We start from the raw sequence: 13883 nt of genomic DNA on the forward strand, positions 1-13883 counted from the left end.
TTCGGGACAGTTCTACTGCCTGATCCCGAAACCCAGCGTTTCCGAATGCGAAATCACGACAGCTCCCGTACCTCGCCTTCCGGCAGCTCGAACTCGAACGTGTTCAGCGTCATCGACACCATCGTGTAATAGCCGCACAGCCCGATCACCTCGACGACACCGCGTTCGCTGAGCAACGTCACCGCCGCATCATAGAGGCCCTTCTCGACGCCATGGCCCTCATGCAGCGACTTGGCGAGATCGTAGATCATCTTAGCCTTGGGATCGTCGAACTCGGGCGTGCGGCGATCGCGGATGGCGTCGATGATGTCAGGCTTCATGCCGCCGGCGAGCGCAAGGCGCTTGTGCGCGTACCATTCGTAATGCGCGGTCCAGTGCCGCGCTGTCACCAGGATCGCAATTTCCGAGAGCTTTGCAGGGAAGATCGTGTCGTAGCGCAGCACCTCGCCGAGCCGCGTGGCGTGACGGGCCATGTCGGGGCTGTTGAGCCAGGCCATCATCGGCGCCGGCGGCTTGCCGCGCTTGCCGGCAATCGACTCATCGTAGGTCTGCCGCTGGCTCTCGTTCATTTCGCCAGGCGAAAGAAGTTTCAGGCGCATTCGCGTTTCCTCTTTGTTTTCAAGCACCGTCGTGACAGCGACTATAGCGGAAGCGCGTCACGGAAGTGGTTGAATTCCGCGAGGGCTTGGCCCAGAGTCGCGCTCAACAAGTTGCATTGATGGAAACGACCATGAGCGAATCTGAAACCGCCGAACTCGAACAATTTCGTGCCGAGACACGCGCCTGGCTGGAAGCCAACTGCCCGCCGGAGATGCGCAAGCCCGCGACGTCGGATGCCGACGTGTTCTGGGGCGGGCGCAACGCAAAATTCTCGTCCGAGCCGCAGCGCGTCTGGTTCGAGCGCATGCGCGACAAGGGCTGGACGGTGCCTGATTGGCCCAGGGAATACGGCGGTGGCGGTCTCAGCGCGGCCGAGCACAAGGTGCTGCGTTCCGAGATGGCCAGAATCGGCGCCCGCCCGCCGTTGTCGAGCTTCGGCATCTGGATGCTCGGGCCGGCGCTGCTGAAATACGGCAACGAGGCGCAGAAGAAGGAGCACCTGCCGAAGATCGCCGCGGGCCTGATCCGCTGGTGCCAGGGTTATTCCGAGCCGAACGCCGGCTCCGATCTCGCCTCGCTGCAGACCCGCGCCGAGAGCGATGGCGATGATTTCGTCATCACGGGATCGAAGATCTGGACCTCCTACGCCAACTATGCCGACTGGATCTTCTGCCTGGTGCGCACAGACCCCACCGCAAAGAAGCACGACGGCATCAGCTTCATCCTGTTCGACATGACGTCGAAGGGCGTCACGACCAAGCCGATCCTGTTGATCTCGGGCTATTCGCCGTTCTGCGAAACCTTCTTCGATGGCGTCCGCGTGCCGAAATCGCATGTGGTCGGCACCGTCAACCGCGGTTGGGACGTCGCCAAATATCTGCTGCAGCACGAACGTGCGATGATCTCGGGGATGGGCGAGCGCGGCGTCGGCCGTCCGCTCGGCCAGATCGCAGCCGACTCGGTCGGCTCGGATGCGCAAGGCAAGCTCGATGACTCCATGCTGCGCGGCCAGATCGCGACCTTCGACGTCGACGAAGCTGCCCTTGCCGCCTGCGCCGAGCGCGCGGTCGATCTCGCCAAGGCCGGCCAGGCGCATCCGGCGTTCTCGTCGGCCATGAAATATTACGGCACCGAGCTCAACAAGCGCCGCTACGAGATCCTGATGTCGGCCGGCGGCGTCGATGCGCTGGAATGGGAGAGCGAGCGGTCGCGGCAGGGCGCCCGTCCGCGCGCCTGGCTGCGCACCAAGGCCAACTCGATCGAGGGCGGCACGTCCGAGGTCATGCTCGGCATCGTCGCCAAGCGCATCCTGGATCTGCCGGGGGCGTGAGCGTTTCCGTCATTCCGGGGCGCGACGAATCCATCGCACGGCATACATGCGGCTTGATGGATTCCGGGTCTAGCCCTTCGGGCTATCCCGGAATGACGACAACAAAATAGATTTCGAATCGGAAGCACATCCATGGCCCTCGTCCTCACCGAAGAACAATCGATGCTCCGCGACAGCGCGCGCGGGCTGATCAGCGACAAGGCGCCGGTGTCGCACCTGCGATCTTTGCGCGACTCCAAAGACCCCACCGGCTTCTCCAAGGAGCTGTGGCATTCCTTCGCCGAAATGGGCTTTGCCGGCCTGCTGGTGCCGGAAGAGTTCGGCGGCAGCGGTCTCGGCTTCATGGAGGCCGGAATTGTGATGGAAGAGATCGGCCGCACGCTGATGCCGTCGCCGTTCCTTGCGACCAGCGTGGTTGCAGTTTCGGCCCTCAACCGCGGCGGAAATGCCGCGCAGAAATCCGAGGTTCTGCCGAAGATCGCGAGCGGCTCGCTGCTCGCGACGCTCGCGATCGACGAGGGCGCGAAGCACCGCCCGCTCCAGACCAGTTTGCAGGCCGTGCGCGCCGGCAATGGTTTCAAGCTTTCCGGCGCCAAGGCGCTGGTCGTCGACGGCCATGTCGCCGATCTCTTCATTGTTGCTGCGCGCACGGCGGGTCACGCCGGCGAGCGCGACGGCCTGACGCTGTTCCTGGTCAATCCCAAGGCCAAGGGCGTTGCGATCGAACGCACCATCATGGTCGACGCGCACAATGCGGCGCGGATCGAGCTTACCAATGTCGAGGTCAACGCCGACAGCGTGCTCGGCGAGGTCGATCAGGCAGCTCACCTGCTCGAGGGCGTGCTCGATATCGGCCGCGGCGCCGTCGCCGCCGAAATGGTCGGCCTCAGCGACGAGGTCTTCAACCGCACCGTCGAGTACCTCAAGAACAGAAAACAGTTCGGCAAGCTGATCGGCGAATTCCAGGCGCTGCAGCACCGCGCTGCCGAGCTCTATGTCGACATCGAGATCACCCGCGCCGCCACCATGAAGGCGCTGCAGGCGCTGGACGCCGACGTCGCCAAGGCTGCGTCAGCCGTTGCCGTCGCCAAGGCCCGCGCCGGCACGACCGCCACGCGCGCGGTGCAGGAAGGCGTGCAGATGCACGGCGGCATGGGCATGACCGACCAGTTCGACATCGGCTTCTTCATGAAGCGCGCCCGGGTGTGCGAAGAACTGTTCGGCGATGCCAACTACCACACCGAGCAGCTGGCGCGGGCGCGGGGGTATTGAGATGTTACTGGTGCGCCGGGGCACCCTGCGCTCCCTCCCCCCTTGCGGGGGAGGGCGGGGGAGAGGGGTAGCCCAGGAAAAGGTGTGTCCGTCGCGAGAGAGGCGCGCGCCTCAGGTCAAGTGCGATCGATAGAGTGTGCCGTGCGGCACCCCTCTTCCTAACCCTCCCCCGCAAGGGGGGAGGGAACGCAGCGAGCGCGTCGTAAGCACCGTCAGCGCAAAACGACACCGGAGGATGCCGCCTTACCTCATCGGCGGTGCATACTGCACGCCGCCGGCGTTCCACAGCTGGTTCATGCCGCGCGGTATCTTCAGCTGCGACTTCTCGCCGATGTTGCGCTCGTACATTTCGCCGTAATTGCCGACACGGCGGATGATGCGCACGGCCCAGTCCTTGGTGAGACCGAGCTGCTCGCCGTAATTGCCCTCGGTGCCGACCAGCCGCATCACCTCAGGCTTCTTCGACTTCAGCGCCTCGTCGATGTTCTGCGAGGTCACGCCGAGCTCTTCGGCGTTGATCATCGCGTAGAGCGTCCACTTGACGATCATCATCCAGTCGTCGTCACGCTGGCGCACGACGGGGGCGAGCGGCTCCTTGGAGATCATGTCGGGCAGGATCATGTGGTCGGCGGGCTTGGACAGGTTCAGCCGCAGTGCGTAGAGCTGGGAGACGTCGGCGGTCAGCGTATCGCACTTGCCGCTGTCGTAGGCCTTCACCACGTCTTCCAGCTTGTCGAACTTCACCGGCTCATACTTCATGTTGTTGGCTTTGAAGTAGTCGGCGAGGTTGAGCAGCGTGGTGGTGCCTGATTGCACGCAGACCTTGCTGTCGGCGAGGTCGAGCGACGTCTCTTTGTTGCGGGAGCGCGGCACCATGAAGCCCTCGCCGTCGTAATAGGCGACGGCCGGGAAATAGAGATCGTATTCGAGCTCACGCGACATGCTCCAGGTGGAGTTGCGCGAGAGGATGTCGACCTTGCGGCTCTGCAATTCCTTGAAGCGCTCGCTGGCTTCGAGCGGAATGAACTTCGCCTTGGTCGGATCGTCGAAGATCGCCGCCGCCACGGCGCGGCAGAAATCGACGTCGAAACCGGTCCAGTTGCCCTTGTCGTCGGGGATCGAGAAGCCCGGCAGGCCCTTGTTGACGCCGCACAGCACTTCGCCGCGGCGCACGGTTCGCTTCAGGGTGCGGGTGTCGTAGAACTCGTAGGTGATGGCCAAGGCGGCGACCAGCACGGCGACCGCGAGCCCGATCAGCAGGCCGCCTCGGAATGTGCGCATCATGTTACTCTCTCGAAAAAATCGGGAAAAGGAATCTGGACGAGGGCGGGAAGCACGATCCCAAGAGAGATGCCAAGGGATCGTGCTCGAACGATCGGCTTACAGTTCAGGCTTCTGCCGGATGACGACCTTGGTGCCGACAGGGACGCGATCGTAGAGATCGGCCACGTCGTGGTTGACGAGCCGGAAGCAGCCCGAGGACACTTTGGTGCCGATCGTATCGGGACGGTTGGTGCCGTGGATGCGGTAGACGGTGGTGCCGAGATACATCGCGCGTGCGCCGAGTGGATTGCCGGGGCCGCCGGCCATGAAGCGCGGCAGATAGGGCTGGCGCTGGATCATCTCCGGCGGCGGCGTCCAGTCCGGCCATTCCTTCTTGTTGGTGATCTGCACTAGTCCCTGCCACTGGAAGCCATCGCGGCCGACGCCGATGCCGTAGCGGATCGCGCGACCGCCGGGCTGCACCAGATAGAGATGACGCTCGGAGGTCGAGATGATGACGGTGCCCGGCGCTTCGGTCGTGCGGTAGTAGACGACCTGCTTCTGCCATTCCGGATCGAGCTCGTAGCTGTCATCGGCGATCAGGCCCGGCTCGTCGCCGCGGTCGGGCTGCTGGGCAAAGGCCTGCGGCGCGGACAGGATCAGGCCAATCGCAGCCACAAACGCCCCGGTCAGGCGACGAAAATCCGTCATTTCAAGCTCTCCCCGCTGCCACAGCGCAAATCGTTCCGAACCATCTGAACTCAGGGGCAGCTTCGTGGCAAGTTCAAGGCGCGCCTGTTTGGTATGTCACGAGAATGCTTTGGTTTTTTGACGTAGTCGGCAATGCGATGAACGGGGGATGGCGCGAAAAGCAGTGAGCTGGGCTCGATACGCCCCTTCTCCCGCTTGCGGGAGAGGGTTGGGGAGAGGGTGTCTCCACATTGGGACACCCCCCAGAGGAAAGAACCCTCACCCGCCGCTACTCGGCGACCTCTCCCGCAAGCGGGAGAGGGTCAGAGCGAGTCCGCGGCAACGGCGCGCCTAAATCTGATTCGCCTTCGCCCCGATTCCGAGCCGCCGGACGATCTCGGCGCCCACGGCGCGGGCCTCGTTGCGGGAGCCGATTCGTGGGCTGCGAAACCGCCTCCCTGAAAGCAGGCGGATCGTGACGATGCAGTGCTCGTCCTCGGACCGGCCGCGGCGCTCGATGGTGATCGATTTCACGTCGTGCCCCTCGATATGGTCCACGCGCGGCTGGCCGTTGCCCCAGAGCCGTTCGACGCGGATGTCGCCCTCGCGAATGATCCAGAACGCGCCGGTGACGAGATTGGCAAATCGATAAACGCCGAACGCGGCGATCACGCCGAGCGGCAGCAGCAGGTAGTCGATCCATTGGGGCGGCAGGCCACGCCAGAGCCTGTAGGCATAGGGGGCGACACTCAGCGCGACGGCGATGAGGGCCGCGATGCGGATGTCTCGCTGGGAAAACGGCTCGACGGGTTCGCCAAGCCGCATCTCGGGATTGCTGGCATCGAGCGGATTGACGGGCGCCTCGACATCAGGGACGTCGAACTGCGCCGCGATCCGCGCCACGGTCTCATGAACATGGGTGACGTCGGCGAGCGGTGGGGACATCAGCCGTTCGCCCGAGGCCAGCGTGAAGGCGAGTTGAAAGCGCGCCTTGGCGGTCTTGCTGCCGGGAACCTGGAGCGCCGTGATCTCGTCTTTTGCGACGATCCGGGTCTGGAGCTTTCCGAACGGACGTTGCTTCCCGATCAGAATTTCATCCGGCGTGATGATCCACACCACGGCAGGCGTCAGCATCACCGCGCAGACGAACGCTGTGCCCGCAAGCAGCGCGACCACGGAAACGATCACTTCCAGGGCATCGTGCGTGAACAGGCCGGGCGTGAAGCAGAGCGCGACGGCTGCCGCAGAGCCGCCCACGACCAGCCTCTGCGCGATCGAGGAGCCTTCGCGAAGGCGGATGTCGTTGTGGGTGGTCGCGTCGGTCATTGCGGCGGCTGGTTTGCGTCGGCGCGCGAAACTCCACGGACGGGTCCGTGGAGTCAAGCAACAACGCAGAGCATGATCCGGAAAAGTGCGAAGCGGTTTTCCGAAGAGATCATGCTCAAACAAAAACCTAAGGCGCGATGATGGTTCACCTTCATCGTCGCGCTTTAGCCGCGCCAGCTAGCTGCTGGCGTTCAACAGCCTCGCCACGGTGCGGTCGATCTCGTCGTAGCGGCCTTCGCCTTCGTGCTGGAACACGATCTTGCCGGTCTGGTCGATCACATATTGCGCCGGCCAATATTGGTTGCGGTAGGCGTCCCAGGTTTTGGACTCATTGTCCTGCGCCACCGGATAGGTGATGCCGTGGCGCTTCAGCGCGGCCTGCACGTTGGACGCCGAGCGCTCGAACGGGAATTCGGGCGTGTGCACGCCGACCACGACGAGGCCCTTGTCCTTGTACTTGGCATAGAGCTCGGTGACGTGCGGCAGCGTGTTGACGCAGTTGACGCAGCCATAGGTCCAGAAGTCGACCAGCACGACCTTGCCGCGGAGATCGGCGATGTTGAGCGGCTTCGAGTTGAACCAGTTGCTGATGCCGGCGAAATCAGGCGCAGTCGTCGTCTGGCTCGCGGCCGCGACCTTGACCGGCACCGCGGGCGAAACCTCGTCGCAGAGACCGGGGATGACGGCGCCGGTCACAGTGAAGCCGATCAGGGCGGCGGAGACGGCGAGCAGCTTGAAAGTCATGGACATGTTCTCCGTTGAGGGTGAGGGATCACAGGCCGATCTGGCCGGTGGGGTAGATCGAGGTGAGCCACGCCACGATCAGCGTGTCGTATTGGAAGTAGGCGGCGAGCGCGAAGGCGATCACGACGACGCCAAAGCCCTGCTGCAGGCGCGGCGAGATGCGGGCGAGGCTGCGCACGCGCGTGGTCGCGGCCTGTCCGCCATAGGCGATCGCCAGCATCGGGATCGCAGCCCCGATCGCGTAGGCGACCAGCAGCGTGCCGGCCCAGCCGAGATTCCTGGAGGTCGCGACCAGCGTCAGGATCGAGCCGAGCACGGGGCCGGCGCAGGGCGTCCAGACCAGGCCGAGCGTGGTACCGAGGACGAGCCCGCCCAGCGCGCCCTCGCGCTGCGCGCCGCCGGCAGCGCCGAAATTCAGCCAGCCATTGAGCCGGATCGACAACCATTCGAACGGCGCCGGCCAGAGCATCAACAGGCCAAAGCCGAGCAGCAGGACCGCCGCCGCCTCGCGCAGCACGTTCGGATCGAAATCGAAGACCCGCGTCAGCGCGCCGAGCAGCAGCGCGACCGCGGAAAAGGACATGACGAAGCCGAGCGCGATCATCGCAGGCCGCAGATTCGACGAGCGCCCGATCGAGGCGCCGAGCAGGATCGGCAGCATCGGCAGCGTGCAGGGGGCGGCGATGGTCAGGATGCCGGCAAGGACGGCGAAGAGAAGCTCTAGCATCGGGCACTCGTGAAGGAGGTCACGAGGGCAGTTCGGAACAGAGGCGCCGGACGTTACGCCCGTCACGCGCTCGTGACGGTGATAGATGCTTTGCAGGGCGACTATGCCGGCGACAACGGCAGTGCGTTCCCTCCCCCCTTGTGGGGGAGGGTTAGGGAGAGGGGTGGCTCCGGGAGAGATCTGAGTTTGTGGCTACCCCTCTCCCTGCCCCTCCCCCGCAAGGGGGGAGGGAACGAGAGAACGATGCCCGCCTCACTCGCGTGACCCCCAAATACAAAACGACCCGGAGGGGGGCATCCCGTCCGGGTCGCTGGAGGTATTGGGAGGTTTAACGAAACCGTATGTGATGCTTATAGGGACGAAGTTTTTCCGCCTGATGTTGTGGTTTGTTTCATTTGTTTCGTCAGCGGTAACGCTTTCGTGTCCCGGGATGGAACCAGGTATCGGGCCCTATCCCATTGAAATCCTTAGGCTTAGGCGGCGAAGCGGTCGACGCCGCAACCCTTAAGCAAATCGGCGAGCTGCTTGCGGGCGTAGAACATCCTGGTCTTCACCGTGCTCTGGGGGATGCCGATGATCTGGCCGACCTCCTCCACCGACTTCTCATGGTAGTAGACGAGGGTGATGATCTCGCGATGCGCGGGTGACAGTTTTTGCACGCAGGCGCGCAGGATGGCGCTGGTGTCGCTGCGGTCGAGCGAGGTCTCGGGCGTGTCGCAATCGTCGGGGATCTGGCGCACGTCTTCCTGGTCGATGTCCTCGAAACGGCGCTGGCGCATCGCGGTCAGCGCCTTGAAGCGGGCGATCGAGAGCAGCCAGGTCGAGACCTGCGAGCGGCCCTGGAACTGGCCGGCGGTGCGCCACACGTCCAGAAACACCTGGCTGACCAGATCTTCTGCCGTGGTCGCGTCACGCACGATGCGCAGGATGAAGCGGTAGACCCGCACATTGTGACGGCAATAGAGAATGTGCATGGCCGTGCGGTTGCCGTCGGCGATGCTTTCGAGAAGCATCTCGTCCGAGGTCGCCTGAGCGGCAATGATGCCCTGGCTGGCTTGGGCGTTGATGGCGATGACGTTCGGCATGGACTTGGCTCCTCGGTGACGCCGCAACCGAGCGGCGTTTCCTTGGGTCAAAGTGTTAATCAGCCAACGTTTCGGGACGTCTGCACGAAAAGGGGAAAATGGTTTCGTGGGCCGTTAAATTGTTTCGTCGCGCACATCGCGACGAAACATTCGGAGCAAAAAAGCGTGTAATTTCAATGTGTGGAAAATACGGTAGTGCCTGATTGGACTGCGCGGAACCAATTTCGGGGGCTTGCGTTGCGTGCGCCACCGCACACTTCGCTTTCGTCGCCCGATTGTTACGCCTTGTCGCCTGCCGGCGAGAACAAATAGCCGCCGCCGCGGATGGTGCGGATCACGGCGGGCTTGGTCGGGTCGGGCTCGATCTTGCGGCGGATGCGCATGATGCGCAGGTCGACGGCGCGGTCGAAGGCTTCCGCGTCGCGCGCGTTGGCCAATTCCAGCAGGCGCTCGCGCGACAGCACGCGCTTGGGATTGGCCGCGAACACTTTCAAGAGCCCGAATTCGGATGCGGTCAGCGGATGCTCGTTGCCCTCGTCGTCGCGCAGGGCCTGGGCTTCGAGATCGAGCCACTTTGTCCCAAAGCGTACCAATTGATCCTTGTCCGATTTCGCGGGCGCGGCCTCGGCACTCGCGGCCTTCGCCGGCGTGCTCCGCCGCAGCACCGAGCGGATGCGCGCCATCAATTCGCGCAGCTCGCAGGGCTTTGCGACATAGTCGTCGGCGCCGAGCTCGAGGCCGACGACGCGGTCGATCGGGCTCGCTGTCGCCGTGAGCATGATCACGGGCACGTTGATGCGGCTCTTGAGGTCGCGGATGATCGAGAGGCCGTCTTCCTCGGGCATGTTGAGGTCGAGCACGACGAGGTCGGGCATGCTGCCGTCGATTGCGGTGCGCAAGGACTTGCCGCCGTCGCACAGCGTCACGGTGAAGCCGTGCATCTTGAGGTAATCGCCGACCATCTCCCGGGCCGGGGCCTCATCGTCGACGATCATGATGTGCTGGCTTTGTGTCATGTCACTTCGGAATCTTGCAGATATTGGTGCTCAAATCACGGCATCTCGGTCGCGGGCAGGGTGATGGTGAAGGTCGAGCCCTTGCCCGGCCCGTCGCTGTCGGCGGTTACCTCGCCGCCATGCATATCGATAATACGCTTGACGATGGACAACCCAAGCCCCGTCGAGCTCTCACCTGCCGTCGGTTTTGCGGATAGCCGCTGGAACCGGCCGAACAGGCGGCCGAGATCCTCCGGTGACAGGCCGGCGCCCTCGTCGCTGACGCGGATGATGGTGTCGTTGCCCTCATGGCTGACCGCCACAGTGATCTTGCCTGCGATCGGCGAGTATTTGATGGCATTGCTGATCAGATTGTCGATCGCCTCGCGGATGCGGTCGGTGTCGCACATGGTGACGATGTTGGCCGGCGCAGTGACGTGGATCGCCTGCTGCTTGTTGACCGCGAGCGGCTGGTTGGCCTCGGCGACCTCCTTCACCAGCGCCGCGACGTCGACCGGCTCGCGGCGGATGGTGATGTCGAAGGCATCCGCCATCGCGTCCGAGATCAGATGGTCGACCATCGTGGTCAGGCGCTTGGTGGCGTCGCGGATGTGATCGACCTGCGCGACCACGCCTGACGCCGAGGCGCCGGTCGAGATCAGCTCCTTCAGCATCTCGGTGCGGCCGAGGATGACGCCGAGCGGGTTCTTCAGATCGTGCGCGACGGTACCCAAAATCTCGTTCTTGAAGCCGTTGGCGCGCTGCAGCCGCAGCCATTGCGCCGAGAGCCGGCGGTTGGCTTGCATCAGCGCGCGGGTGCGCTGGGCGACGCGGTCTTCCAGCTGGGTGTTGGCGTCCTGGAGCTGCTGGTAGAGGATGACGTTGTCGAACGCGATCGAGAGCCGGCTCGAGAAGATCTCGACCAGCGAGCGGTCGGTCTCCGACAGCTCGCGCTCGGCCTGCAGCAGCACCACGACCTCGCGGCCGGATCCGGTGCGCAAATAGATCACGCTGCGATGGTCGGCGAATTCGTTCTTGCGGCCCTGGAACGCGGCTTCCACCATCGCGCGCAAATCAGGATCGAGCGCCTTCGACGAGGTCGTGCCGATGAAGCGGCTGTAGCAGCCGCTGCCGGCAAGCACGGAGAGCTCGGGGTCGACGCCGCCATTGTCGCGCAGGACGAGGATGCCGGCGCAGTCGGCATTGAGCAGCGAGGCGAGCTGGGTCAGCACGCCCTCGGCGAGCCGCTGCATCGACTTGAAGTCGTACAGCGTCGAGGCGGCATCGATGATGATTTCGAGCCCGCGCCGCGTCTGCACCATGCGCTCGAGCTGCTGGTAGGAGCGCAGCGCCGCGGTCAGTGAGGTGAACAGCTTGTCGGCGGTGAGCTCGGTCTTGGCCTTGTAGTCGTTGATGTCGTACTGCACGATCACGCGCCGCTCCGGCGCCTGGCCGGGCTGGCCGGTGCGCAGGATGATGCGCACGGTCTCGTTCTTGAGCTCGTTGCGGATGTATTCGACGAGCTCGAGGCCGGCGACGTCGGTCTCCATGATGACATCGAGCAGCACTGCGGCAATGTCGCCGTGCGCAGCCATCAGCTTGCGACCTTCCGCCGCCGAATGGGCCGAGAGGATCTCCAGGCCCTGGCCGTTGAGGCTGTAGTCCGAGAGCGCAAATCGGGTGCCGTCGTGCACGGCCGGATCGTCGTCGATGACGGCGATTTTCCATTTCCGGGCGTCCATATCCTCCGACGCGGTACCGGTATCGTCGATCAGGTGGAGGACATCGTCCTGTTCGGCCATTGCGAAGTCCCGTCACTTTCTGCGCTTTGCGCGCCGCCCTTGGCGATCCGCGGCATGATAATCCGAAAAGTAGTGCCTTGTCCCAGCTTGGATTCCAGCATCATCCGCCCGCCCAACTGCTGGGTGACGAGGTTATAGACGATATGGAGGCCGAGTCCCGTGCCACCTTCATTGCGCCTTGTGGTAAAGAATGGGTCAAAGGCCTGGCGCTGCACGTCAGGCGTCATGCCGGCCCCGTCATCGGCAAAGATGATCTCGATATCGTCGGTGCCGCGCGGCTTGGCTGCGATCGTGATGGTGCCGGCGCGGCCGTCGGCAAAGGCGTGGTTGGCGGCGTTCAGGAAGAGGTTGGTCAGGATCTGGCCATAGGAGCCGGGATAGCCGTCGAGCAGCAGCCCCTCGGGCACGTCGACCTGGAGCGTGGTCGGCGAGCGCTTGAGAACGGGTCGCAGGCTGGCGATGATCTGGTCGGTGGCTTCGCTCAATGAGAACTGACGGCGCTCGGCATGGGAGCGGTCGACCGCGACCTGCTTGAACGACTGGATCAGCTCGCCGGCGCGGGTGAGATTGGCGACCAACTGTTGCGAGGCATCGCGCGAGGACTGCACGAACTCTTCCAGCTGCGAGCGGCGCAAGCCCCCGTCGCCCCTGAGCTGGGCCTCGAAGATCTCGCTGCGCCTGGCAAAGCTCGAGGCCACGGTCAGGCTGATGCCGATCGGGTTGTTGACCTCATGCGCGACGCCGGCGACGAGGCCGCCGAGCGCGGCGAGCCTTTCGGCGTCGATCAGGTTCTGCTGCGCCGCGTTGAGTTCGAGCAGCGCGCTCTCGGCCTTTTCCTTCGACGCCCGCAATTCGTCCTCGGTCTCGCGCTTGGCGATCGCGTTCTCGCGGAACACTTCCACCGCGCGGGCCATCGCGCCGACCTCGTCGCGGGCCTTGGTGCCCTGCACCTCGCGGCCGAGATCGCCGAGCGTGATCGCGCGCATCGCGGTCATGATCTGCTGCAGCGGCAGCCGGATTGACAGCGCGATCAGCACGCCGGCGGTGAGGATGATGCCGAGAAAGATCACCGCAATGGACAGCACGCGGCGTGAAATATCCGCCAGCGTGCGGTCGAAGGTTTCCTGCGCCTTCTGCTCGCGCTGGCGCATCTTGGTCGAGAGATCGTCGATGGCGCCGATCGCCTCGGCCTGGCTGGCGTCGATGGTGTTGCGCAATAGCTCGGTGCGGTTGGTCAGCTGCTCGGAGAGCTTTGCAAAGCCCTCGCGCATCGCCATGGTGCGGACCGCGAGCTTTTGCAGCGCCATCTTCTGCAGATCGTTGTCGGCAAGATCGATCATCACGGGGATGGTCTTCTCGATCGTCTCGGTGTGGCGGCGCGCGTCGTCAGCCGCGCCTGATGACTGCGACAGATAGTACGAGTTGGCCGCGACCAGCATCGCGGTGAAGGCTTCGCGCGACTTGCCGAGCGAGGGCCAGATCAGCGCATCGCGATGGCCGGTGGCGCCTTCGATGATCGAGTACAGGCCGGCCATGTCCCTGGCCGGGCCCTGCACCTGCTCCTCATAGGTCTTGGCGATGGTCGCCTGCACGCTGCGCAGCTCGCCAAAGCCGTTGAGGAAGCGGTCGGTGGTGCGCTCCAGCTCCTCGACCGAGCCGGACAGCATCGGGTCCTTGGCGGCGCGGTCGGTCAGCGTGCCCAGCACGGCCTCGCGCAACAGCAGGATCTCGGCGAACAGGTCCGGGCTCGGCTGGTTGATGTAGCGGTGGATCAGGTTCTGCAGGCGCCCGGTCTCGCTTTCGAGCAGCGCCAGGATCCGGTCGGATTCCCTGACCTGCCGCACGTCGTCCCAGGCCGAGCCCAGCACCTGCGCGCCGTTCCAGATCATCGCCACCAGCACGATCACCACCGCGGAGTTCAGCGCCGCGATCGACAGGATGCGCCAGCGGATCGGCACCGCCCGCAGCACGCCGACGAGGCGCGCGCGCAGCCGCCCGACCGGGCCGGACGGCCGTTCTGCGATCTCGCTGGTGCCGGGCGCGATCAAG

The 13883-nt window shown here is 64.4% G+C and carries 12 protein-coding genes; 2 read left to right on the top strand and 10 right to left on the bottom strand.

The genetic code is table 11. The features are described from left to right. Positions 1 to 53: 53 nt before the first annotated feature. Entirely contained in the window at positions 54 to 599 is a 546-nt protein-coding gene (locus M2427_RS03715; RefSeq protein WP_280704816.1) for a carboxymuconolactone decarboxylase family protein, read from the bottom strand. A 131-nt stretch (positions 600 to 730) separates the two neighbouring features. Here M2427_RS03715 and M2427_RS03720 point away from each other — a divergent pair, with 131 nt between their 5' ends. Both M2427_RS03720 and M2427_RS03725 read left to right on the top strand, forming a co-directional pair. Then, the gene (locus tag M2427_RS03720; protein ID WP_280704817.1) at positions 731 to 1930 is read left to right on the top strand and encodes an acyl-CoA dehydrogenase family protein; all 1200 of its coding nucleotides are present in this window, start codon (positions 731 to 733) and stop codon (positions 1928 to 1930) included. A gap of 132 nt (positions 1931 to 2062) precedes the next feature. After that, complete coding sequence (locus tag M2427_RS03725) at positions 2063 to 3202, top strand: acyl-CoA dehydrogenase family protein (RefSeq protein ID WP_280704818.1); 1140 nt, start codon at positions 2063 to 2065, stop codon at positions 3200 to 3202. A 243-nt stretch (positions 3203 to 3445) separates the two neighbouring features. Here the strand turns inward: M2427_RS03725 and M2427_RS03730 are convergent, their stop codons facing one another. The 9 genes from M2427_RS03730 to M2427_RS03770 form a co-directional block, all read right to left on the bottom strand. Next, on the bottom strand, positions 3446 to 4483 hold the full coding sequence (locus tag M2427_RS03730) for an amino acid ABC transporter substrate-binding protein (RefSeq protein WP_280705205.1): 1038 nt from the start codon (positions 4481 to 4483) through the stop codon (positions 3446 to 3448). 99 nt (positions 4484 to 4582) lie between these two features. Continuing rightward, entirely contained in the window at positions 4583 to 5176 is a 594-nt protein-coding gene (locus tag M2427_RS03735) for a L,D-transpeptidase (protein WP_280704819.1), read from the bottom strand. Between the two features lie 330 nt (positions 5177 to 5506). After that, positions 5507 to 6481 carry a hypothetical protein gene (locus M2427_RS03740; protein WP_280704820.1) on the bottom strand — a complete coding sequence of 325 codons (975 nt, stop codon included), beginning with the start codon at positions 6479 to 6481 and terminating at the stop codon, positions 5507 to 5509. A gap of 177 nt (positions 6482 to 6658) precedes the next feature. Continuing rightward, positions 6659 to 7225 carry a thioredoxin family protein gene (locus M2427_RS03745; RefSeq protein ID WP_280704821.1) on the bottom strand — a complete coding sequence of 189 codons (567 nt, stop codon included), beginning with the start codon at positions 7223 to 7225 and terminating at the stop codon, positions 6659 to 6661. Between the two features lie 28 nt (positions 7226 to 7253). Then, entirely contained in the window at positions 7254 to 7952 is a 699-nt protein-coding gene (locus M2427_RS03750) for a cytochrome c biogenesis CcdA family protein (RefSeq protein WP_280704822.1), read from the bottom strand. 473 nt (positions 7953 to 8425) lie between these two features. Next, complete coding sequence (locus tag M2427_RS03755) at positions 8426 to 9037, bottom strand: sigma-70 family RNA polymerase sigma factor (protein WP_280704823.1); 612 nt, start codon at positions 9035 to 9037, stop codon at positions 8426 to 8428. 278 nt (positions 9038 to 9315) lie between these two features. Next, positions 9316 to 10053, bottom strand: a complete 738-nt coding sequence (locus M2427_RS03760; protein ID WP_280704824.1) for a response regulator — start codon at positions 10051 to 10053, stop codon at positions 9316 to 9318. Between the two features lie 35 nt (positions 10054 to 10088). Further along, entirely contained in the window at positions 10089 to 11834 is a 1746-nt protein-coding gene (locus M2427_RS03765; protein WP_280704825.1) for a DUF3369 domain-containing protein, read from the bottom strand. Then, a complete protein-coding gene (locus tag M2427_RS03770; protein WP_280704826.1) occupies positions 11804 to 13882 on the bottom strand; it encodes an ATP-binding protein in 2079 nt (692 codons plus the stop codon). The genes M2427_RS03765 and M2427_RS03770 overlap by 31 nt, the downstream gene beginning before the upstream one ends. Position 13883 lies beyond the last annotated feature (1 nt).

Origin of the sequence: Bradyrhizobium sp. BR13661 (genome assembly GCF_029892425.1) — a bacterium.
Lineage (GTDB): Bacteria > Pseudomonadota > Alphaproteobacteria > Rhizobiales > Xanthobacteraceae > Bradyrhizobium.